We start from the raw sequence: 20,573 nt of genomic DNA, 5'->3' as shown, positions 1-20,573 counted from the left end.
ACGACGGTCTCGGCGCGGGGTGCCCCTGGGGGCGCCCCGCTTTTCGTGCTGCCCGGACTACCGGCCCCCGGCGCTTTCTCCGCCGCCCCCGCCCGGAAACACTCAGTCGCGCGGATGACTCAGGCCGTACGCCAGCCCCAGCGCCCCGTGCCCCAGCAGCAGCGCCCCCGCCGTGATCCAGCCGCCGCTGCGGCGTCGTAGGCCGAAGGCGGTGAGGGGGAGGCCGGTGAGGATCTGGGCGAGGGCCAGGGCGCGGGCTCTCGGGTCGCCGGACCATGGGAGCCAGGGGGCCAGGTGGTGGCCCGCGACGACTTCGAGTTCGGCGCGGACCGTCTCCTGCCAGCCCTCCCACTCGACGGGTCGGGCGTCCGGCTGGGCGCGGACGGCCTCGCGGAGGCGGTCTGCGGGTTCGCCGGGGGTGAGGCCGGTGGGGAGGGTGAGGCCCGCGCGAGTGAGGACCGCGAGCAGGCCGGTCAGGCGGGCGCGGGCGTCGGCGGCGGAGTCCGGTTTCGTCAGCTGGTCCAGGGACTGCACGTCCAGGACCGGGTCGAGGCCGAGCCGGGCGGCGAACGTGCGCATCGCCTCGTCCTCGCCGGCCGGGGTGCCGTTCGCGAGCCAGACATAGCCGACGGGGCGGCGGAAGCCGGAGGCCAGGGTGTAGCCGCTGCGCTCGGCGTCCCACCACAGGGCGAGGACCGGCCAGGGGGCGCCGACGGCGAGGGCGGTGGCCCAGCCGGTGAGGACGCGGTCGACCGGCTCGCCGCCGTCGCGCCAGGGCCTGCCCTCGGGAACGAGGACGCTCCAGTCCCGGCCCGCGCGCGTGAGCAGCATGCGCTCGCGGAGCAGCTGGGCCGCGGGGGCGACGGCCTCGGGCTCCGCGCGGCAGAGGAGCAGGGCGCCGGGGGCGGGGGCGGGAGCAGAGGGTTCCGTCGGCATGCTCACACGCTAGGGCGATTTGGGTTACTTGAGCACTTTTGGGACGTCGAGGGTCGCCAGAACGGGTGTCTTGACTTTCCGGGACCGCGATATATCGTGAATGGGAGAAGACGCGATATGGCGTGTGTGGTGTGGCGTCGTGGGTCGTGTGTCGTTGTCACGGGGAGGTCAGTGCCATGTCCGAGTGGTCCGTCTCGGAGCCCGGGAAGCTGTCGTTCGACGAGCCGGTGCGCGAACTGCATGTGCGCATCGTCAACGGAACGGTGAACGTCGTGGGCACGGACGAAGGTTCCGCCCGCCTGGAGGTCTCCGAGCTGGAGGGCCCACCCCTGGTCGTGAACCAGGAGGGCGGCACCCTCACCGTCGCCTACGACGACCTGCCCTGGAAGGGCTTCCTCAAGTGGCTCGACCGCAAGGGCTGGCGGCGCAGTGCCGTCGTCTCCCTGGCCGTGCCGGCCGACACGCGCGTCGAGGTGGGGGTGGTGGGCGCCGGGGCCGTCGTCTCGGGCATCCGCGGGGCCTCGTCGGTGAAGGGCGTCACCGGCGACACCACCCTGGTCGGGCTCTCCGGACCGGTCCGCGCCGACACCGTCTCCGGGAACCTGGAGGCCCAGGCCGTCACCGGCGACCTCCGCTTCAACTCCGTCTCCGGCGACCTCACCGTCGTCGAGGGCTCGGGCTCCTCCGTCAAGGCCGACTCGGTCAGCGGCTCGATGATCGTGGACCTCGATCCGAACGGCCCGACCGACGTCCGGCTGACCAGTGTCTCCGGTGAGATCGCGATCCGGCTGCCGCAGCCGGCCGACGCCGAGGTGGAGGCCAACACCGCCAGCGGCACCATCTCCAACGCCTTCGACGGCCTCCGGGTGCACGGCCAGTGGGGCGCCCACAAGGTCACCGGCCGCCTCGGCGCCGGCACGGGCAAGCTCCGCGCGACCACGGTCTCCGGCTTGATCGCCCTGCTGCACCGGCCGCCCCGGGAGGACGAGACGGAAGCGGACGGTGCCTGGGAGGACGGCGGCGGCTTCGACGCCCACGCGGAGCATCGCGTGGAGCGCGTGACGGAGGGCGGGACGGAGGGCGGGACGGAGGATCACGCCGGTCGCCGTGTGGAGCACCTCGTGGTGGACGCCGATCCGGTGGACTCCGACCCGGTCGACGACTCCGACCCGGTGGACCAGTCGAAGAGCGACTCGGGGGACAATTCCGTTTCCGGCCCGGGTGGCGCCGCGGAGGGCTCGGACGCCACCGACCCCACTGATGCCACCCCGGCCGACGGCACGACCGACAAGAAGGTGCTCTGACATGCCCCCCGTCTTCGCCCACGGCCGCCTCCGCCTCTACCTGCTGAAGCTGCTCGACGAGGCCCCGCGGCACGGCTACGAGGTGATACGGCTGCTGGAGGAGCGCTTCCAGGGGCTCTACGCGCCGTCGGCCGGCACCGTCTACCCCCGGCTGGCCAAGCTGGAGGCCGAGGGCCTGGTCACGCACACCACCGAGGGCGGCCGCAAGGTGTACGCCATCACGGACGCCGGCCGCGCCGAGCTGGCCGACCGCAGCGGTGAACTCGCCGACCTGGAGCTGGAGATCCGGGAGTCGGTCGCGGAGCTCGCCGCCGAGATCCGGGCCGATGTGCGGGGCGCGGCGGGTGATCTGCGGCGCGAGATGCGCGCGGCCGCCTCCGAGGCCCGCCGTGGCGGTGGCAGCGGTGACGGCGGTCGCGCTCAGGACGGCGGCCTCGGGGATTTCGCCGAGTACGCCGACAAGGAGTCCTGGCGCGCGGCCAAGGAGGAGATGCGCCGCGTCAAGCAGGAGTGGAAGGAGCAGGCCCGGCGCGCCAAGGACGAGAGCAGGCGGGCTCGCGAGGAGGCCCAGCGGGCCCGGCGGCAGGCCAAGGAGGCGCAGGAGCGGGCGCGGGAGCAGGCCCAGGAGGAGGTGCAGCGGATCGCCCGGCGGGTCCAGGAGCAGGTGCAGGACCATTTCGCGCGGGGCGACTGGCCCACGGGGGTGCGTGAGGGGCTGACCGAACTGGCCAAGGAGTTCGGCGAGTTCGGGAAGGACTTCGGCAAGGAGTTCGGGAAGGACTTCGGGTTCGGCCGGACCGGCGACGAACGGCACGGCAGGCAGTCCGCGAAGTCCGCACCGGCGTCGGCGCCCGAGTACTCCGAGACCCCGGAGGACTTCCCCGCCGACTACGAACCGGCCTGGGCCCATGACACGGGCACCGGCGAACCGGCCCGCGACCTGGACCGCCTCCTCGACCGCTTCCGCGACGACATCCGCGACGCGGCCCGAGACCACGGCGTCACCCAGGACCAACTCCAGGCCGCCCGCCACCACTTGTCGACGGCGGCGGCTCACATCGGGGCGCTGCTGAGGACACGAAGGGACTGAGCACGGGCCGACGGCACCTCCCCGGGAACCGGTGACGACACCTCAGGGCACAGGCAGCCTCGCCTCCCCAGGGAGACCGGCGACAACACCTCGGGCCAGGCAGCTTCGCCTCCCTAGGAAGACCGGCGACGACGCCTCGGGACACAGGCAGCCTCGCCCCCCAGGCGACCGGCGACAACACCTCGGGACACGGACGGCCTCGCCTCCCGGGTAGCAGCGACGGCACCTCCCGAGTACCGGACGGCATTGCCTTCCGAGTACCGGCCGCATCGCGTCCGACACAGGCGGCATCGCCTCGTGGGCCCGGGCGACGTCGCCCCGTAGGCCCAGGCAACGCCGCCCCGTAGCCCCACCCAACGGCACCCCGGCGATGCCGTCCCCCTCGGCAGCAGCGCGGCGGCGTCAAAGGGAGCCCCCTCCCAGTCGCCGCCGCGCGAAAGCCCCGCGCTCCTGATCTGCGCTTCCGACCCGCGCTCCTGCCCCACCCCTCCCTCAGCCCGCCTTCGCCTCTCCCCCGCCGTAGAGCACGCGGGTCAGGGCCTCGTACGTGACCCCGTGGTCCGCGAGGACCTCGGCGGGGACTCCGGGGCCCGTGGTCAGGGCGAGCAGGATGTGTTCGTCGCCGACGTGGCGGTCCTTGTGGCCGACGGCGACGCGCAGCGCCCGTACGAGCACGTCCTTCGCGCTCCTGCTGAACGGGCGGCGCCCCGACCACCCGGACCAGCGCCCCGCCCCCGCGCGGTCGCCGGACATCGCGCCGACGCCGTGCGCCTCCTCGACCCGGGCGACGATCTCCGACACGTCGATCCCGAGTCCGGCCAGCGCGTCGGTGTCGGCCTGGGACAGCCCGCCCCGCCGACGGGCCTCGCCCAGCGCCTCCCGTACCGACTCCAACCACCCCGCACCCCCGACCGAGGCGAGCGCGAACGACGCCCGGCTGCCCTCCCGGTCGAGCAGCGCGAGCAGCATGTGCTCGGCGTCGACGGTCTCCGACCCGGCCCGTTCCGCGTGCTCGACCGCACCCGTCACCACAGCCCGGGCGTCCTTCGTGAACCGCTCGAACATCAATGCCTCCCGTACTTCTTGTGCACGGCCTGCCTGGTCACACCGAGTTCCGCGGCGATCTCCTGCCACGACCAGCCCTGGTTGCGCGCGCTGCGCACCTGCACGGACTCCAGCTGTTCAAGGAGCCGGCGCAGCGCGGCGACGGCCCGCAGGCCGATCCGGGGGTCGCGGTCACCCGCCCGCTCGGCGAGATCCGTTGCTTCGGTCATGATGTCAACCTACGTTGACAACCGTGAGGCGTCAACCAAAGTTGACAGTCCAGGCACGAGAAAGGCGGGCCCGGCATCCGGACCCGCCCCTCGACCGACCAACCCACCAACCGGACTCAGGAGTTCGTCAGCACGATCTTTCCGAACTGCTCCCCCGACGCCAGCCGCTCGAAGCCCTCCCGGGCCCGGTCCAGTGGAAGCTCCTCGTCGATGACCGGGCGGACCCCGGTGGCGGCGCAGAAGGACAGCAGGTCCTCCAGCTCGTCCTTGGTGCCCATCGTCGAGCCCACGACCTTGAGTTCAAGGAAGAAGATCCGGGTCAGCTCGGCATGCGAGGGCCGGTCACCGCTCGTCGCACCGGAGATGACGAGCGTGCCGCCCGGCTTCAGCGACTTCACCGAGTGCGACCAGGTGGCCGCACCGACCGTCTCGATGACGGCGTCGACCCGCTGCGGCAGCCGCGCACCGGACTCCACCGCCTCCACGGCCCCCAGCTCGATCGCCCGCTTGCGCTTGGCCTCGTCCCGGCTGGTCGCGAAGACCCGCAGCCCGGCCGCCTTGCCGAGCACGATCGCAGCCGTGGCGACCCCGCCGCCGGCGCCCTGGACGAGGACCGAGTCGCCGGGCCGTACACCGGCGTTGGTGAAGAGCATGCGGTACGCCGTCAGCCACGCCGTGGGCAGACAGGCCGCCTCCGCGAAGGAGAGCTCCTTGGGCTTGGGCAGCACGTTCCAGGTCGGCACGGTGACCTGCTCGGCGAAGGTGCCCTGATAGCGCTCGGTGAGGATGGAGCGGGGCTCCTTGGGGCCGACGCCGTGACCGCTCTGGCCGATCACCGAGTGCAGGACGACCTCGTTGCCGTCCTCGTCGACACCGGCGGCGTCACAGCCGAGGATCATCGGCAGCAGGTCCTCCGTGATGCCGACGCCCTTGAGGGACCAGAGGTCGTGGTGGTTGAGGGAGGCGGCCTTGACGTCGATCACGCTCCAGCCGGAGCGGGCCTCGGGAGCCGGCCGCTCCCCCAACTCGAGTCCGGAGAGCGGCTGGTCACGATCGATGCGGGCGGCATAGGCAGCGAACATGATGTTGACGATAGGGTTCCGCGCGCCTCGGGGGAACCGGAGAGCCCTGTGACACACGCCCTCTTGCCACGGACCTCACGACCACCCGAACGGACTCGCCGCCAAGTAAAAAGTGACCCCGCCCGGCACACAGCCGGACGGGGCCACCCCACGTTCACCCACCTCAGCGGCGAGCCACACCCTCCGCACGAGCCGCCGCGGCGACCGCCGCCGTGACCGCCGGGGCGACCCGCTCGTCGAACGGGGACGGGATGACGTAGTCGGCGGCGAGGTCGTCGCCGACCACCGAGGCCAGCGCCTCCGCGGCCGCGATCTTCATGCCCTCGGTGATGCGGGAGGCCCGCACCTGGAGCGCGCCGGCGAAGATGCCGGGGAACGCGAGGACGTTGTTGATCTGGTTCGGGAAGTCCGAGCGCCCCGTGGCCACGACCGCCGCGTACTTGTGCGCGACGTCGGGGTGCACCTCGGGGTTCGGGTTGGCCATGGCGAAGACGAAGGCACCCTCCGCCATCGACGCGACCGCCGCCTCGGCGACCGTACCGCCGGAGACGCCGATGAAGACGTCGGCGCCGGCCAGGGCGTCCTCGAGGGAACCGGTCAGCCCGGCCTTGTTGGTGAAGGAGGCCACCTCGCGCTTGACGTCCGTGAGGTCCGCGCGGTCCGTCGAGATGACGCCCTTGCGGTCGGCGAGGGCGACGTCCCCGATGCCCGCCTCGACGAGCATCTTGGCGATGGCGACACCGGCCGCGCCGGCGCCGGAGATGACCGCGCGGAGCTGGCCGATCTCCCGGCCGCTCAGCCGCGCCGCGTTCCGCAGGGCCGCCAGCGTCACGACGGCGGTGCCGTGCTGGTCGTCGTGGAAGATCGGGATGTCGAGGCGCTCCTGGAGGCGCTTCTCGATCTCGAAGCACCGCGGCGCCGAGATGTCCTCCAGGTTGACCCCGCCGAAGGAGGGAGCGAGGCGGACCACGGTCTCGACGATCTCGTCGACGTCCGTGCAGTCCAGCGCGATCGGCACCGCGTCCACGCCGCCGAACTGCTTGAAGAGGATCGCCTTGCCTTCCATGACCGGAAGGGAGGCCTCGGGCCCGATGTCACCGAGTCCCAGCACCGCCGTGCCGTCGGTCACGACGGCGACGACGGACGACTTCCACGTGTAGTCGTGGACGAGCTCGGGCTGCTCGGCGATGGCGCTGCACACCTTCGCCACGCCGGGTGTGTACGCGAGGGACAGGTCGTCCTTGTCGCGGATCGGCACGGTGGCCTGCACTGCCATCTTGCCGCCGCGGTGCAGCGCGAACGCGGGGTCGAAGGAATCGAGGGGCTCCGCCCCTCCGTCCTGGCCCGTATCGCTGTCGCTGCGAGGATTGACGATCTCCGCTGCCACTTGTTCTACCCCTTAGATATTCATGGTTTGAGGGTGGCCACTCCTGGTTGAGAAGTGGGCGGGCACCGCGTACGGCCCTGTGTCGGTGATGCGTACGGGCCGTGCACGACGGGCGCGCCGCACACGCGCCCTGAGCCCCGGATGAGGGGTGTAAAGAACCTTCTTACCGGACGGACGGCACCTGCGACGAGTCCAATACGTGCAAGGTCACATGACGGACCTCGCACATCACATATCGGTGACATGAATCATGAACAAATATGTGGACACGTCCTCGACACCCTCTTGACAGCGGGTCGAGCCGTCGTTCACGCCAGGAGGTCGGCGCTCGCATCGTGAGATGCGCCGAAGATCCTCCGGCCGGAAGGAGAGATTCCCGCAAGAGGTGCGGCCTTGATGTCCGACCTGATGCGGTTCGGGGGTCACCCGTTATCCGATTTTGACATGGCTGGCCCCCTGAATGGCGCAGTCCGAATGGCAAGATGCCGTAATCACACGAGGTCGCGGCACTCGAAGGCGTGTGCTCTCGTCGACCTAGGAAACCAAGGCCCCTGCCGACCCCATCGGCAGAAGCCCGCCCCATCGGCAACTCCACCCATCCGCCGGAGGAACCCACCATGACCGCAAGCTCCACCCGTCGTACGACCGCCGCCCGCTCCCGGCTCGCAGCGGTCGGCTCGATCGCGGTCGCAGGCGCCCTGCTTCTCACCGGCTGCGGTGACCAGACGGACAGCGGCAACGACAGCGGCTCGAAGGAGAGCGCGTCCTCCAGCAAGGCGCCGCTCTTCGACAAGCTGCCCGCGGACATCCAGAAGGCCGGTGTCATCAAGGCCGGCACCAACGCCGAGTACGCGCCCATGGAGTACCAGGAGGGCGGCAAGATCGTCGGTGTCGACATCGACATCGCCAACGCCCTGGGCGAGAAGCTGGGCGTGGAGTTCAAGTTCACCTCCGGTTCCTTCGACGGCCTGATCACCGCGCTGAACTCGGGCCGCTACGACCTGGCGATGTCCTCCATGACGGACACCAAGCAGCGCCAGGAGGGCCTGGACGACAAGGGCAAGAAGCTCGGCCCGGGTGTCGACTTCGTCGACTACTTCAAGGCCGGCACCGCCGTCTACGTCGCCAAGGGCAACCCGAAGGGCATCAAGTCCATCGAGGACCTCTGCGGCCAGACCGCCGCCGTGCAGCGCGGTACGACGTACGAGGCCGCCCTCCAGGCGCAGTCCAAGGCTTGCACGAAGGACGGCAAGAAGAAGATCGACATCGAGTCGTTCGAGAACGACACCGAGGCCCAGACCCGTGTGAAGTCGGGCGGCGCCGTCGCCGGTGTCAACGACTACCCGGTCGCGGTCGACCTGGCCCGCAAGGCCGACGGCGGCAACGCCTTCGAGGTCGTCGGCGAGCAGGTCGACGCCGGTCCGTTCGGCATCGCCGTGAACAAGGACAACAAGGAGCTCACCTCCGCGCTGGAGGCGGCCGTCAACGCGATCATCGAGGACGGCACGTACAAGAAGATCCTCGACAAGTGGGGCGCCCAGTCCGGCGCCATCGACAAGGCCGCGATCAACGGCGGCAAGTGACCGACCCGGCACCACTGAAGGGCAGTCACGGTGACTGACAAGTTCGAGAAGGAGCCGGCGGACGCGACGCCGCCGGTCTCCAAGGAGGCCTCCGCCTCCGCCGCCTCCGTCGCCCCTGAGGCGATCAAGGCCGTCCCGGTCCGCCACTGGGGCCGCTACGTCAGCGCGGTCGTCGTCCTGGCGCTCGTCGGCCTGCTGGTCAACGCGTTCGCCACGGCCGACAAGATCCAGTGGTCCGCGGTCGGCGACTACGTCTTCGACGACACGGTCCTCAAGGGCGCCGGCCGCACCCTGCTGATCAGCGTCCTCGCGATGGTCATGGGCGTGGTCCTCGGCGTGATCCTGGCGGTCATGCGGCTCTCCAAGAACCCGGTGACCAGCTGGGTGGCCTGGGTCTACATCTGGTTCTTCCGCGGGACCCCGGTCTACGTCCAGCTGCTGCTCTGGTTCAACCTGGCGCTGATCTTCCCCACGCTGAATCTCGGTCCGATCTACAAGGACGAGATGGTCGACGTCATGACGCCGTTCATGGCCGCGCTCCTCGGCCTGGGGCTGAACGAGGCCGCGTACATGGCGGAGATCTGCCGCGCCGGCCTGCTGGCCGTCGACGAGGGCCAGACCGAGGCCTCGCACGCGCTCGGCATGAGCCACGCCAAGACGCTGCGCCGCATCGTGATCCCGCAGGCGATGCGGGTGATCGTGCCGCCGACCGGCAACGAGTTCATCAACATGCTGAAGACCTCGTCGCTGGTGTACGCGGTGACGTACAACGAACTGCTGCGCGCCACGTCGACGATCGGCTCCACGTCGTACGCCGTCATGGAGATGCTGTTCGTGGCGTGCATCTGGTACCTGGTCATGACCAGCGTGTTCAGCGTCTTCCAGTTCTACCTGGAGCGGCGTTACGCCCGCGGCTCGTCCCGGAACCTGCCGCCCACTCCGTGGCAGAAGATCAAGGTCAACATGATGGCCTTCAGCCGCGAGAGGGGTAACACGGCATGACCGCCATGGTGAAGTCCGAGGGCGTGCACAAGTCCTTCGGCCCGGTGGAAGTCCTCAAGGGCATCGACCTGGAGGTCAAGCAGGGCGAGGTGTTCTGCCTCATCGGCCCTTCCGGCTCCGGCAAGTCGACCTTCCTGCGGTGCATCAACCACCTCGAGAAGATCAACGCCGGCCGGCTGTACGTCGACGGCCAGCTCGTCGGCTACCGCCAGAAGGGCGACAAGCTGTACGAGCTCAAGGACAGCGAGGTCGCCCTCCAGCGCCGGGACATCGGCATGGTGTTCCAGCGGTTCAACCTGTTCCCGCACATGACGGCGCTGGAGAACGTCATGGAGGCCCCGATCCAGGTCAAGGGCGTGAGCAGGTCCCAGGCCCGGGAGCGGGCGGGCGACCTGCTGGAGCGCGTGGGCCTCGCCGACAAGGCGAAGAACTACCCCTCCCAGCTCTCCGGCGGCCAGCAGCAGCGCGTCGCCATCGCCCGGGCCCTCGCCATGGACCCGAAGCTGATGCTGTTCGACGAGCCGACCTCGGCCCTCGACCCGGAGCTGGTCGGTGACGTCCTCGACGTCATGCGCGACCTCGCCGAGTCGGGCATGACGATGGTCGTCGTCACCCACGAGATGGGCTTCGCCCGCGAGGTCGGCGACAGCCTGGTCTTCATGGACGGCGGCGTGGTCGTCGAGTCCGGCAACCCGCGCGAGGTCCTGTCCAACCCGCAGCACGAGCGGACGCAGGCGTTCCTGTCGAAGGTTCTGTAGCGGGTCGTACGACGACGAAGGGGCGGTACGGGAATCCCGTACCGCCCCTTCGTCATACGGTCACTTGACCGCGAGCAGCAGCGTGTCCGACGGTGAGCACCACACCGGGCGGGCCTCCCCGAAGCCCTTCTCGCGCAGTACGCGCGCGTGCCAGGCGGGGGACGGCATCTCGCCGTCGGCGTGCTCGCCGTAGATCTCGAAGCGGCGGGCGGTCGGGCCGGCGAGGACGGGGTCCTGCGCGGCGACCTGCCACCACTCGGCCCAGTCGAGGGCGCCGTCGGCCTTGGCCTGATCCATGCGGGCGTGGCGCTGGGCGCGCTCGGCCGCGTTGATCCGGGGCGTCGTCTCGTCGATCATGTGGTCCGCGTTCATGAAGACACCGCCGTCGCGGACGAGTTCCGCGACCTGACCGTAGAGGGCCGCGAGGGGTTCGCTGTGCAGCCAGTGCAGGGCCGTGGCGGTCAGGACGGCGTCGTAGGAGTCGTACGGCAGTTGCGCGCGCCAGTCCGGGTCCTTGAGGTCGGCGGTCACGAAGGTGACCCGGTCGTCGCCCGCGAAGGTGCCCTCGGCGATGGCGAGGAGCGCCGGGTCGAGGTCGACGCCGGTGCTGGTGGCCTCGGGGAACCGGGCGAGCAGCCGGGCCGTGATACTTCCCGTGCCGCATGCGAGGTCGAGCACGCGCGGCCGGGGTCCGAGGAGGGCCTCGACCATGTCGAGCATGATGCGGAAGCGTTCCTCGCGGTCGGGCATGTACCACTCCTGCTGCCGGTCCCAGCTCTCCTGCCAGGCCTGCCAGTCGGTTTCGGTACGGGTCGTCATGGGAGCCCCCTCTTCCTGCGCACACGTAATACCCTGGAAGCACGATCAGCCATTACCGCCCGACCGCACCACGACCATAGAACGCCTCCGTAAGGACTACAAGTGGAACTGGCCTATTACTCGGATTACGCCGTGCGTCTCGTCAACAGCGAGGACCCGGCCCGGGGCAAGGACTCGCTGACCTCGGTCGAGGCCGTCCGCGAGCTGTTCGGCGCCAGCCAGGAGGCGGCCCGGCGGGCCACCGAGTCCGACGTCACCCGCTTCCGCTCGGTCCGGGCCCGCCTGCGCGCGGTCTTCGAGGCCGCGGACGGCGGCGACGAGACGCTGGCGGTGAACCTGCTCAACGCCCTGCTGCTGGAGTTCCCGGTCAGCCCGCAGATCTCCGGGCACGACCACCGCGACGACGACGGCCGCCCGCTGTGGCACATGCACCTCGCCGACCACCCGTCGAACGTGACGGCCGGCTACGCGGCCATCGCCGCGATGGGCCTCGCCTTCCATCTGACGGAGTACGGCGTGGACCGCCTCGGCCTGTGCGAGGCCGCGCCCTGCCGCAACGCCTATCTGGACACGTCCACGAACCGCTCCCGGCGCTACTGCTCCGACCGCTGCGCCACCCGCGCCAACGTGGCCGCCTACCGCGCCCGCAAGCGCCTGGAGGCCGACCGGTCCGGGAAGACGGGCCTGGCCGCCGACAGCACCCAGCGGGCCAGCGCGAGCGGCGAACGCTGACCGGCCTGCGGCGGGCGGTAGCGGAAGCGGACCTTGCCCAGGATCAGGTCGTCGGGCACGACGCCGAAGTCCTCGCTGTCGGTGGTGGAGCCCAGCGGGTTGTCGGCCAGCACCCACCAGCCGCCCGGCCGCCGCTCCGCCGCCCGCTTCACCACGAGCAGGTTCTGCTGGAGGGGATGGCGCAGGACGACGATGTCGCCGGAGCGGACCCGGCCCGTGTAGCGGACGAGGAGCTGGTCCCCGTGATAGAGCGTGGGCACCATCGACGGTCCGGTCACCTCGACCCACCCGAAGGGCGGGACCGCTGCTCCGTGTTCGGTCTCCTGCGACAGCTCCGGCATCCCCGGCACCTCCCCGGTACGTTCATCCACCAGTCCCAGTTTGACCCCGGACTTTTGTCCTAAGCCCATGGGGGCACTCGCGAAAACCCGTCTCGCAGGGAGTAATGTCCCACCTGAGAAGACGATCACGAGGAAGGAATGCTCCATGCTTTCCCGCCTGTTTGCCCCCAAGGTCAAGGTCAGCGCCCACTGCGACCTGCCCTGCGGCGTGTACGACCCGGCCCAGGCCCGCATCGAGGCGGAGTCGGTGAAGGCCGTCCAGGAAAAGATGGCCGGCAACGACGACCCGCACTTCCAGGCTCGCGCCACCGTCATCAAGGAGCAGCGCGCCGAGCTCGCGAAGCACCACGTGTCGGTGCTGTGGAGCGACTACTTCAAGCCCCCGCACTTCGAGAAGTACCCGGAGCTGCACCAGCTGGTCAACGACGCCCTGAAGGCCCTCTCGGCCGCCAAGGCGTCCACCGACCCGGCCACCGGCCAGAAGGCGCTGGACTACATCGCCCAGATCGACAAGATCTTCTGGGAGACCAAGAAGGCCTGAGGCCTGTCTCCGAGGGGGCCCGGCCGAGGACATCGGCCGGGCCCCTTCGTGTGGGGCCGCCCTCAGTGGAACTGAGGCACGATCAGATAGATCCCGTACGCCACCACGCCCGCGCAGGCGAGGAAGCACACCCCGGCCTGCGCGACGCCGGCGGCGGACGTGCCGCCCTCCGGGACGGAGCGGGCGCCCTCGTAGCGGGCCAGGCCCAGCACGCCGAGGGCGAAGACGACGACCACGGCGACGGTGACGCCGATGCTCACCGCGGCGACCTGGCCGAGTGCGGTCCAGTCGATGCTCATCCTGCGAACTCCCTTCAGGCGGCCGTGCCGACCGAGGTCGGCGCGGTGCTGCGGACGGTCACCTCATGGGCGTCGTTGACGTTGTGGGCGCCCACCGGGTTGCGGCGCGAGACGAGCACGATGCCCGCGGCGACGGCGGCGCCGACCAGGGCGACGACGACCGTGCCGAAGTCCCCGCCGTGCTTGACCGCGCTCGCGGAGAGGCCACCGACCAGCGCCGCGGCCGGCAGCGTGATCAGCCAGGCGACGACCATCCGGCCCGCGACGCCCCAACGCACCTCGGCGAGACGCCGACCGAGGCCCGCGCCGAGGATGGAGCCCGAGGCGACCTGGGTGGTGGACAGCGCGAAGCCGAGGTGGGCGGAGGTGAGGATGACGGTCGTGGAGGCCGTCTCCGCGGCGAAGCCCTGCGGCGACTGGATCTCGGTCAGGCCCTTGCCCATGGTGCGGATGATCCGCCAGCCGCCGAGGTAGGTGCCGAGGCCGATCGCGAGCCCGGCCGCCGCGACCACCCACACCGGCGGACCGTCGTCATGGCCGAGCGCGCCCGCCGAGATCAGGGTGAGCGTGATGACGCCCATGGTCTTCTGCGCGTCGTTGGTGCCGTGCGCGAGGGAGACCAGCGAGGCGGAGGCGATCTGCCCGAGCCGGAAGCCCTTGGTGACCGACTCCTTGCGGGCGCGGGCGGTCAGCTTGTAGGCGAAGTAGGTGGCGATCAGGGCGGCGACCCCGGCCACCAGCGGTGAGGCGACCGCCGGGATCAGCACCTTCTCGACCACCTTGTCGAAGTGCACACCGGACGAGCCCGCCCCGACCCACACGGCCCCGATGAGCCCGCCGAACAGCGCGTGCGAGGAACTCGACGGCAGCCCCACCAGCCACGTGAGCAAATTCCAGAGGATCGCCCCGACCAGGCCCGCGAAGATCATCCCGGGCGTCACGAGGGTGTCGTCGACGATCCCGCCGGAGATGGTCTTCGCCACCTCGGTGGACAGGAAGGCGCCGACGACGTTCAGAACTCCGCTGATCAATACGGCAGTTCGCGGCTTCAGGGCCCCTGTCGCGATGGACGTGGCCATCGCGTTGGCCGTGTCGTGGAACCCGTTCGTGAAGTCGAACGCCAGAGCCGTGACGATGACGACCGCCACGAGGAACGTGATGTGGTCCATTCCTGAATGCAAACAAGCCGAGGCCAATGCAGGGCGAACTGAAAGCAAAGGACTCACCAGGAATGCGGGCTTCCGTGCGATGCTGACGAGGTGAATCGTGAGGATCTGGTGCGGCTGCGCAAGGCCCGTGACCGTATGGACCGCGAGTACACCGAGCCGCTCGACATGACGGCCCTCGCGGGTACCGCCCTGATGTCCCCGGGCCACTTCCAGCGCAGCTTCAAGGAGGCGTACGGGGAGACGCCGTACGGCTATCTCATGACCCGGCGCGTGGAGCGCGCGAAGATGCTGCTGCGCCGCGGCGACCTGTCCGTCACCGAGGTCTGCATGGCGGTCGGCTGTACGTCGCTCGGGTCCTTCAGCGCCCGCTTCACCCAGCTGGTGGGCGAGTCTCCGAGCTCGTACCGGGCGCGGTCGCACGAGGAGAGCGCGGAGATCCCGCCCTGTGTGGTGCGGGCGTACACGCGGCCGAGGCGGGCGTGAGGCCGGTATCGACCGTAGGTTGACCCCATGGACCTGAAACTCCACACCTGTTTCATCGCCGTCGACGACCACGACAAGGCGATCGCCTTCTACTGCGACGTCCTGGGCCTGGAGGTCCGCAACGACGTCAAGTACGAGGGGATGCGCTGGACGACCGTCGGCTCGCCGTTGCAGCCGGACGTGTCGATCGTCCTGGAGCCGCCCGCCGCCAACCCCGACCTGTCCCCCGCCGACCGGGAGGCGATGGAGCAGCTGCTGGCCAAGGGCGTGCTGCGCGGGGTCAACTTCACCACGCCCGACTGCGACGCGCTCTTCGCCCGCGTCCAGGAGTCCGGCGCCGAGGTGCTCCAGGAGCCGACGGACATGCCGTACGGGGTGCGCGACTGCGCGTTCCGGGACCCCGCCGGGAACATGCTGCGGTTCATGCAGGCGCCCTGACCCACGGTCGCAGGGGCGAGGGGCCGGCCGTCCCCTGATCTACGATCGCCCGCATGAGCATCCGCTGGACGTACGCCTTCGTCGACCGCCCCGCCGAACTCGCCGCCCGGGCCCATGAGTTCTGGACGGCGGTCACGGACACGCAACTGTCCGCGCCCCGGGGCGAGTTCGTGACCCTCGTGCCGTCCGGCGCCGATGCGTGCGTCAAGGTCCAGGGCGTCGACGCGGGCGCCGGGGGCGCGCATCTGGACTTCTCGGTGGACGACGTACCGGAGTTCGTGAAGTCGGCACTGCGGCTGGGCGCGACGATCGTCGCCGAGCACGAGGGCTGGGCCGTACTCCGGTCCCCCGCCGGGCAGTTGTTCTGCGCGGTGCCCTGGCACGGCGAGTCCGTCCGCCCGCCCGTCGTGCACGGCAGCCGCCTCGACCAGGTCTGCCTGGACCTCGCGCCTTCGGTGTACGACGCCGAAGTCACCTTCTGGACCGCCCTGTTGGCCGACTGGAAGTCCCGGCCCGGCTCCCTCCCCGAGTTCCATGTGCTCGTGCCGCCGCCCGGTCTCCCGGTCCGCGTCCTGCTCCAGCGGCTCGGCGAGGAGCGCGCCAGCTCCGCGCACCTGGACCTGGCCTGCGCCGACATCGAGGCGACCCGGGTGCGGCACGAGGAGCTGGGCGCCGAGACGGTCGCCCACGGCACGCACTGGACGGTGCTGCGCGACCCGGCGGGCGGCACGTACTGCCTGACGGGCCGGGACCCGGAGACGGGCGGGCTGCCTAGCGCGGGGTGACCTCCCACGGTTCCACGTCCACCACGGCGGCCACCGCGAGCGGCCCGTAGATGTGCGGGAAGTCCTCCGCGCCGGGCTCCGGGGCCTCCCACTTCAGGGGGACGCCGAGCCGGTCGGGGTCGATGACCAGCAGCACCAGTTCGTCGGGGCCGTCGTAGGAGCCGTAGAGGAAGGCCGCGACCTTCGGGAGCTGGGCGCGGGTCGAGCAGTGGATGAAGCCCTCCTCCTGGAGGGTCTTGCCGCGGGTCGACATCTCGTACGTCCCCCGGGCGCGGGCTTCCTCCCAGAGGGATCGTTCGGTGAGGTGCACGATGTGTGTGGACATGCCGCCACGCTACGGCCTCAGCCGCGCCGCCCGCCTCCGCAAATAGCGCTGCTCAGGCAGGCTGAGGGTCTGCGCGGCCGCCGCTTCGTAGGCGGCGCGGGCCTCGTCGTGGGAGCCTGCGCGCTCCAGGAGATGTCCCCGCACCGCGTCCCGGCGGTGGCCCAAGTCCCCTTCCAGGGCGTCCAGTTCGGCGAGGCCCGCGGCCGGGCCGTGGACCATGGCGACGGCGACCGCGCGGTTGAGACGTTCGACGGGGCCGGGGACGAGGCGGACCAGGATGTCGTAGAGGCCGAGGATCTCCCGCCAGTCGGTGGCCTCCGCGGACGGCGCCTCGTCGTGGACGGCGGCGATGGCCGCGCGCAGTTGGTAGGGGCCGGCGGGACCGTGGGCGAGGGCGGCCGTGATCAGGGCGACGCCCTCCTCGATCGCGGCCTTGTCCCAGCGGTCGCGGTCCTGTTCGTCGAGGGGCACGAGGTCGCCGTCCGGGCCGGTGCGGGCCTCGCGGCGGGCGTCGGTGAGCAGCATCAGGGCGAGCAGTCCGGTCACCTCGCCGGTGTCCGGGAGCAGCCGGTGGACCGCGCGGGTCAGGCGGACGGCCTCACCGGCGAGGTCGCGGCGTTGCAAGGCCGGGCCGGAGGTCGCCGTGTAACCCTCGTTGAAGATCAGGTAGAGGGTCTGGAGGACTGCGGGCAGCCGTGCCTCCCAGTTGTCCGGCTGCCCGAAGGACACGCCCCGCACCTTCTGCTTGGCGCGGCTGATCCGCTGGGCCATGGTCGCCTCGGGGACCAGGTAGGCACGGGCGATCTCCGCGGTGGTCAGGCCTCCCACCGCGCGCAGGGTGAGGGCGATCTGCGCGGGCTGGGGCAGGTCGGGGTGGCAGCAGAGGAACAGCAGGGCGAGGGTGTCGTCCTCGCGGGGCGCCCGGTCCCCCCCGGAGGCGAGACGTTCACCGAGCGCCGCCGCCTTCTCCTCCCGCGCCCGCCGGGCGTCGTCCGCCCGCAACGCGTCCACGAGCCGCCGCGAGGCCACCCGGATCAGCCAGCCCCGCGGATTGTCCGGCACCCCGGCCGCCGGCCACTGTGCGGCCGCGGCGAGAAGTGCCTCCTGTACGGCGTCCTCGGCGGCGTCGAAATGGCCGTACCGCCTGACCAGCGCGCCGAGGACCTGCGGCGCGTGCAGGCGCAGCAGGTCCTCGGTCGTGGACGTCGTCCCGGTCGTGCGGTTCATGCTCAGATGTCGCCGGCGCCGTCCAGGATGGGACGGATCACCACCGCGTAGTTGGGTGCGCCCGCGGGCTGCGGGCAGCGGGTGACGCGGTCGGCGATCTCGGTCACCCGGTCCAGGCTCGCGCAGTCCAGCACCCAGTAGCCGGCCATCAGCTCCTTGGTCTCGCTGTACGGCCCGTCGGTGATCACCGCCTTGCCGTCCGCGCCCAGGGTGACGTGACGGATCCTGGCAGGCTCGGCGAGGCCCTGTGCGTCGATGAGCTCACCGGTCTCGGCGAGGTCGTCGTTGATCGCGCCCATGTGGGCGTACATCGCCTGGAGCTCGTCCTCGCTCCAGGCCGGGGAGTTCTCCGAGGCCTTGCCGCGCATGGCCTCGTAGTCCTGCTGCGTGCCCTGCACCATCACCAGGTACTTCATCGGTCCACTCCTTCGGCTCCGGCCGCCTCTGCCGGGCGGCTCTCACAGGGGACGTCGGAGCCGGGCCGGGGTTCTCGACACACATTCAGGACTGTTTCTCGACGGGTTTCCCGGGGGCGCCCTTCTCGCGTTCGGCGCCCGGCTCGGCGTACGCCTCGCACTCCGGGTTGCGACAGGGGCCGGCCACCCAGACCGGGACCCACGCGCCGAGCGTCTTGTGACGCTTGACGACCGTTTCGACGGGCTGTCCGCAGACGGGACAGACGTGTTCTTCGCTGTCCATGCCTTCAGGGTAGGGCGGCCGGGGCGTCAGCGCTTCCTGCTGTACGTGCGAACGATGACGCCGTTCTTGAAGACGCGGACCTCGTCCAGGGCGAACTCGGCGACCGAGAAGCCTGCGGCGAACATCGGCATGCCGGTGCCGAGGGCGACCGGGTAGGTCTTGATGACGAGTTCGTCGATCTCGTCGCGCAGTTGGCCGGCGAGCTGTGCGCCGCCGCAGAGGTAGATCCCCAACGCGCCGTCCTCGGCCTTGAGTTCGCGGACCTTTCCGAGCAGGTCGGCGGCGACGATCTCGACGTGCGGGTCGGGTGACTCGGTGAGGGTGCGCGAGGCGACGTACTGGCGCAGATGGTCGTACGGGCTGGTGAAGCCCTCCTTCAGGCCGACGTCGTAGCTGCCGCGGCCCTGGACGACGGTGTCGAACCGCCGGGGCGGCAGGTCGTGGACGCCGAGCGCCTTGCGGCCGTGGGACGCCATCGTCTCCGGGTACTCGGCGGTGAGGAACTCGACGAACTCCTCGTCCACGAACGGGTACATGAACGACGCGTCGCCGCTCTCGTCCCCGATGAAGCCGTCGATCGAGCAGGCGACGAAGTACGTGAGCTTTCGCAAGCGGGTCTCTTTTCGTAGGCTGCGTTCTGTTTTCCGAACCACGTCAGTTGTAGTACTTCACTTGTAGTGGTCGCAAGGATTTTCCGGAGTCGCCGGAAGTGGGAGAGGGGATTCCGTATGGCCGTCAATCCGCAGCGGCGGGCGGCGCTGGTCGACGCCGGGATCGAGGTGCTCGCGCGAGAAGGGGCGCGCGGGCTGACGTTCCGCGCCGTGGACGCCGAGGCGGGGGTGCCGGTGGGGACCGCGTCCAACTACTTCACCGGGCGCGACGACCTGCTGCGGCAGATCGACGCCCGGCTGCATGTGCGGCTGGCGCCCGACCCCGAGGTGCTCGCCGGGCTGCTGGCGAGACCGAAGGACCGGGCGCTGGTCACGGCGTTCATGCACGACCTGATCGCCCGCGCGACCGCCGACCGCACCGGCTATCTGGCCCTGCTGGAGATGCGCCTGGAGGCCACCCGCCGGCCCGAGCTCCGGGAGTCGTACACCAAGTCGGTGCGCGGCGACCTGGAGCAGGGCATGGAGTTCCACCGTGACGCCGGGCTGCCCGGCGGTGACGAGACGGTCGTCGTGCTGTATCTCGCGATGCTCGGGCTGATCCTGGAGCACCTGACCCTGCCGGGGGTGCTGGACGGGGTGCTGCCGGGGGTGGGGGTACCGGAAGGGCTGGTGGAGCGGGTGGTGGCGGCTGTGGTGCCGGAGGGGTAGGGGCGGGCCTGGGTCCAGAGGCCGGGTTCGCGGTGTGGCGTCGCGCGGGTCAGGGGCGGGGCTCGCGGTGTGGCGTCGCGCGGATCAGGGGCCGGGTTCGGGGTGTGGCGTCGCGCGGGTCAGGGGCGGGGCTCGCGCCACATCGGCCACATCTGCGGGCCGTCGGGGAGGTCGAGCGGGCGGTCCAGGAGGGTGAAGCCGAGGCGTTCGTAGAGGCCGCGGCTGCGGGCGCTGCTGGCCTCCAGATAGGCGGGCAGCCCCTCACGGTCGCAGCGGTCGAGGACGGCGCCGATGAGGGCGGTGCCGAGGCCCTCGCCCTGGCGGTCGGGGCTGACGCCGATCATCCAGAGGTACTCGTGAGCGCGGCCGGCGGGGTGGATGTCCTCCGTGAGCCGGGCGATCAGCTCGATCCGCTCGTTGGCGGGGTCGATGCTCGCGCGCATCTGGGCGGGGCCGTCGTCGCCTTCCCCGTCGCCTTCGCCCTCGGCGTGTTCCCCGGCCGGCATCGGCAGCCACAGTGCGCAGGCCGTGCCGTCCTCGGTGAGGTCGATGCGGCCGTCGGCCAGCACGATGTCGGTGAAGGCGGCCATGAGCTTGTGGTGGTTGGCGCGGCGGTACTCGTCGCCCGGGAAGACCCAGCGGCTCACGGGGTCGTTCTGAAAGGCCGTGTCCAGCAGCCGTACGACCAGATCGCGGTCGCTCACGTCCGCCGTCCGTATCGCCACACCCATGGTCCGCCCCTTGTCCTCAACTGGCCGTGATCGTCCGGGTGTTGACTCTATAGGGGCCGGTGTGACGGGTGCGTCGAAGGGGCGGGGCCCGCACGCCGTGGGGATGTGCGGGACCCGCCCGGCCGGAGCTCCGCGGGGCCGCGCGGGGTCAGGTTCCGCGCGGCCCCGGGAGCTCCGGGGCCTGAGGTTTGGGCCGACTGCGTCCGTGGGTCCGTCTCTCCGGAGCAGTACGGCCCCCTGTTGTCCCAG

26 protein-coding genes are annotated in these 20,573 nt (G+C 70.8%); 11 read left to right on the top strand and 15 right to left on the bottom strand.

Annotated elements, in window-relative coordinates; all coding sequences use genetic code 11:
• Nucleotides 1-102: 102 nt before the first annotated feature.
• Nucleotides 103-936: a hypothetical protein gene (locus IQ210_RS16575; RefSeq protein ID WP_194079782.1), complete on the bottom strand. Its 834-nt coding sequence runs from the start codon at nucleotides 934-936 to the stop codon at nucleotides 103-105.
• 176 nt (nucleotides 937-1,112) lie between these two features.
• On the opposite strand from IQ210_RS16575, the gene IQ210_RS16570 reads away from it, so the two are divergent.
• The gene (locus tag IQ210_RS16570) at nucleotides 1,113-2,240 is read left to right on the top strand and encodes a DUF4097 family beta strand repeat-containing protein (RefSeq protein WP_194079781.1); all 1,128 of its coding nucleotides are present in this window, start codon (nucleotides 1,113-1,115) and stop codon (nucleotides 2,238-2,240) included.
• Between the two features lies 1 nt (nucleotide 2,241).
• On the top strand, nucleotides 2,242-3,330 hold the full coding sequence (locus IQ210_RS16565; RefSeq protein WP_194079780.1) for a PadR family transcriptional regulator: 1,089 nt from the start codon (nucleotides 2,242-2,244) through the stop codon (nucleotides 3,328-3,330).
• A 492-nt stretch (nucleotides 3,331-3,822) separates the two neighbouring features.
• On the opposite strand, the gene IQ210_RS16560 is transcribed toward IQ210_RS16565, so the two are convergent.
• The 4 genes from IQ210_RS16560 to IQ210_RS16545 all read right to left on the bottom strand — a co-directional run bounded on the left by IQ210_RS16560 (nucleotide 3,823) and on the right by IQ210_RS16545 (nucleotide 7,073).
• A complete protein-coding gene (locus IQ210_RS16560) occupies nucleotides 3,823-4,395 on the bottom strand; it encodes a Clp protease N-terminal domain-containing protein (RefSeq protein ID WP_194079779.1) in 573 nt (190 codons plus the stop codon).
• Entirely contained in the window at nucleotides 4,395-4,604 is a 210-nt protein-coding gene (locus tag IQ210_RS16555; RefSeq protein WP_194079778.1) for an HTH domain-containing protein, read from the bottom strand. The genes IQ210_RS16560 and IQ210_RS16555 overlap by 1 nt, the downstream gene beginning before the upstream one ends.
• A gap of 116 nt (nucleotides 4,605-4,720) precedes the next feature.
• A complete protein-coding gene (locus IQ210_RS16550) occupies nucleotides 4,721-5,686 on the bottom strand; it encodes a zinc-binding dehydrogenase (protein WP_194079777.1) in 966 nt (321 codons plus the stop codon).
• Between the two features lie 163 nt (nucleotides 5,687-5,849).
• Nucleotides 5,850-7,073, bottom strand: coding sequence for an NAD(P)-dependent malic enzyme (locus tag IQ210_RS16545; RefSeq protein ID WP_194079776.1), 1,224 nt, complete (start codon nucleotides 7,071-7,073; stop codon nucleotides 5,850-5,852).
• A 617-nt stretch (nucleotides 7,074-7,690) separates the two neighbouring features.
• Between IQ210_RS16545 and IQ210_RS16540 the strand changes: the two genes are divergently transcribed.
• Genes IQ210_RS16540 through IQ210_RS16530 form a run of 3 tightly spaced genes read left to right on the top strand, consistent with a single transcriptional unit; the run spans nucleotide 7,691 to nucleotide 10,416 of the window.
• On the top strand, nucleotides 7,691-8,656 hold the full coding sequence (locus IQ210_RS16540) for an ABC transporter substrate-binding protein (RefSeq protein ID WP_194079775.1): 966 nt from the start codon (nucleotides 7,691-7,693) through the stop codon (nucleotides 8,654-8,656).
• Between the two features lie 30 nt (nucleotides 8,657-8,686).
• Nucleotides 8,687-9,658, top strand: a complete 972-nt coding sequence (locus IQ210_RS16535) for an amino acid ABC transporter permease (RefSeq protein ID WP_194079774.1) — start codon at nucleotides 8,687-8,689, stop codon at nucleotides 9,656-9,658.
• Nucleotides 9,655-10,416 carry an amino acid ABC transporter ATP-binding protein gene (locus tag IQ210_RS16530; protein ID WP_322656378.1) on the top strand — a complete coding sequence of 254 codons (762 nt, stop codon included), beginning with the start codon at nucleotides 9,655-9,657 and terminating at the stop codon, nucleotides 10,414-10,416. Before IQ210_RS16535 ends, IQ210_RS16530 begins: the two co-directional genes overlap by 4 nt.
• Nucleotides 10,417-10,476: 60 nt before the next feature.
• Here IQ210_RS16530 and IQ210_RS16525 read toward each other — a convergent pair whose 3' ends face one another.
• The gene (locus tag IQ210_RS16525; protein WP_194079773.1) at nucleotides 10,477-11,235 is read right to left on the bottom strand and encodes a class I SAM-dependent methyltransferase; all 759 of its coding nucleotides are present in this window, start codon (nucleotides 11,233-11,235) and stop codon (nucleotides 10,477-10,479) included.
• A gap of 102 nt (nucleotides 11,236-11,337) precedes the next feature.
• Here IQ210_RS16525 and IQ210_RS16520 point away from each other — a divergent pair, with 102 nt between their 5' ends.
• On the top strand, nucleotides 11,338-11,967 hold the full coding sequence (locus tag IQ210_RS16520; protein WP_194079772.1) for a CGNR zinc finger domain-containing protein: 630 nt from the start codon (nucleotides 11,338-11,340) through the stop codon (nucleotides 11,965-11,967).
• Here the strand turns inward: IQ210_RS16520 and sodX are convergent.
• Nucleotides 11,871-12,308, bottom strand: coding sequence for a nickel-type superoxide dismutase maturation protease (gene sodX, locus IQ210_RS16515; protein WP_194080007.1), 438 nt, complete (start codon nucleotides 12,306-12,308; stop codon nucleotides 11,871-11,873). The genes IQ210_RS16520 and sodX overlap by 97 nt on opposite strands.
• Before the next feature lie 145 nt (nucleotides 12,309-12,453).
• Between sodX and sodN the strand changes: the two genes are divergently transcribed.
• Nucleotides 12,454-12,849: a superoxide dismutase, Ni gene (gene sodN / locus IQ210_RS16510; protein WP_023546844.1), complete on the top strand. Its 396-nt coding sequence runs from the start codon at nucleotides 12,454-12,456 to the stop codon at nucleotides 12,847-12,849.
• 62 nt (nucleotides 12,850-12,911) lie between these two features.
• Here the strand turns inward: sodN and IQ210_RS16505 are convergent, their stop codons facing one another.
• Nucleotides 12,912-13,148 carry a hypothetical protein gene (locus IQ210_RS16505; protein ID WP_194079771.1) on the bottom strand — a complete coding sequence of 79 codons (237 nt, stop codon included), beginning with the start codon at nucleotides 13,146-13,148 and terminating at the stop codon, nucleotides 12,912-12,914.
• 14 nt (nucleotides 13,149-13,162) lie between these two features.
• Complete coding sequence (locus tag IQ210_RS16500; protein WP_194079770.1) at nucleotides 13,163-14,317, bottom strand: inorganic phosphate transporter; 1,155 nt, start codon at nucleotides 14,315-14,317, stop codon at nucleotides 13,163-13,165.
• A gap of 90 nt (nucleotides 14,318-14,407) precedes the next feature.
• Between IQ210_RS16500 and IQ210_RS16495 the strand changes: the two genes are divergently transcribed.
• From IQ210_RS16495 to IQ210_RS16485, 3 genes are read left to right on the top strand one after another with little or no spacing between them, the layout of a single operon-like run.
• Nucleotides 14,408-14,800 carry a helix-turn-helix transcriptional regulator gene (locus tag IQ210_RS16495; protein ID WP_194079769.1) on the top strand — a complete coding sequence of 131 codons (393 nt, stop codon included), beginning with the start codon at nucleotides 14,408-14,410 and terminating at the stop codon, nucleotides 14,798-14,800.
• A 27-nt stretch (nucleotides 14,801-14,827) separates the two neighbouring features.
• On the top strand, nucleotides 14,828-15,238 hold the full coding sequence (locus tag IQ210_RS16490; protein WP_194079768.1) for a VOC family protein: 411 nt from the start codon (nucleotides 14,828-14,830) through the stop codon (nucleotides 15,236-15,238).
• 53 nt (nucleotides 15,239-15,291) lie between these two features.
• Nucleotides 15,292-16,023, top strand: coding sequence for a VOC family protein (locus IQ210_RS16485; protein ID WP_194079767.1), 732 nt, complete (start codon nucleotides 15,292-15,294; stop codon nucleotides 16,021-16,023).
• On the opposite strand, the gene IQ210_RS16480 is transcribed toward IQ210_RS16485, so the two are convergent.
• The 5 genes from IQ210_RS16480 to IQ210_RS16460 all read right to left on the bottom strand — a co-directional run bounded on the left by IQ210_RS16480 (nucleotide 16,010) and on the right by IQ210_RS16460 (nucleotide 18,885).
• Nucleotides 16,010-16,348, bottom strand: coding sequence for a DUF952 domain-containing protein (locus tag IQ210_RS16480; protein ID WP_194079766.1), 339 nt, complete (start codon nucleotides 16,346-16,348; stop codon nucleotides 16,010-16,012). The two genes, IQ210_RS16485 and IQ210_RS16480, sit on opposite strands and share 14 nt — an antisense overlap.
• Nucleotides 16,349-16,357: 9 nt before the next feature.
• On the bottom strand, nucleotides 16,358-17,575 hold the full coding sequence (locus tag IQ210_RS16475) for an RNA polymerase sigma factor (RefSeq protein WP_194079765.1): 1,218 nt from the start codon (nucleotides 17,573-17,575) through the stop codon (nucleotides 16,358-16,360).
• Nucleotides 17,576-17,577: 2 nt separating this feature from the next.
• Nucleotides 17,578-17,991, bottom strand: a complete 414-nt coding sequence (locus IQ210_RS16470) for a YciI family protein (protein WP_194079764.1) — start codon at nucleotides 17,989-17,991, stop codon at nucleotides 17,578-17,580.
• An 85-nt stretch (nucleotides 17,992-18,076) separates the two neighbouring features.
• A complete protein-coding gene (locus tag IQ210_RS16465; RefSeq protein ID WP_194079763.1) occupies nucleotides 18,077-18,274 on the bottom strand; it encodes a hypothetical protein in 198 nt (65 codons plus the stop codon).
• 26 nt (nucleotides 18,275-18,300) lie between these two features.
• Nucleotides 18,301-18,885: a dihydrofolate reductase family protein gene (locus IQ210_RS16460; protein ID WP_194079762.1), complete on the bottom strand. Its 585-nt coding sequence runs from the start codon at nucleotides 18,883-18,885 to the stop codon at nucleotides 18,301-18,303.
• Nucleotides 18,886-19,002: 117 nt separating this feature from the next.
• Between IQ210_RS16460 and IQ210_RS16455 the strand changes: the two genes are divergently transcribed.
• Nucleotides 19,003-19,593, top strand: coding sequence for a TetR/AcrR family transcriptional regulator (locus IQ210_RS16455; RefSeq protein ID WP_194079761.1), 591 nt, complete (start codon nucleotides 19,003-19,005; stop codon nucleotides 19,591-19,593).
• 119 nt (nucleotides 19,594-19,712) lie between these two features.
• On the opposite strand, the gene IQ210_RS16450 is transcribed toward IQ210_RS16455, so the two are convergent.
• Nucleotides 19,713-20,324, bottom strand: a complete 612-nt coding sequence (locus tag IQ210_RS16450; protein WP_194079760.1) for a GNAT family N-acetyltransferase — start codon at nucleotides 20,322-20,324, stop codon at nucleotides 19,713-19,715.
• Nucleotides 20,325-20,573 lie beyond the last annotated feature (249 nt).

It is taken from the genome of Streptomyces justiciae (assembly GCF_015163075.1).
Classification (GTDB): domain Bacteria; phylum Actinomycetota; class Actinomycetes; order Streptomycetales; family Streptomycetaceae; genus Streptomyces; species Streptomyces justiciae.
This window is presented reverse-complemented; position numbering and strand designations above follow the sequence as displayed.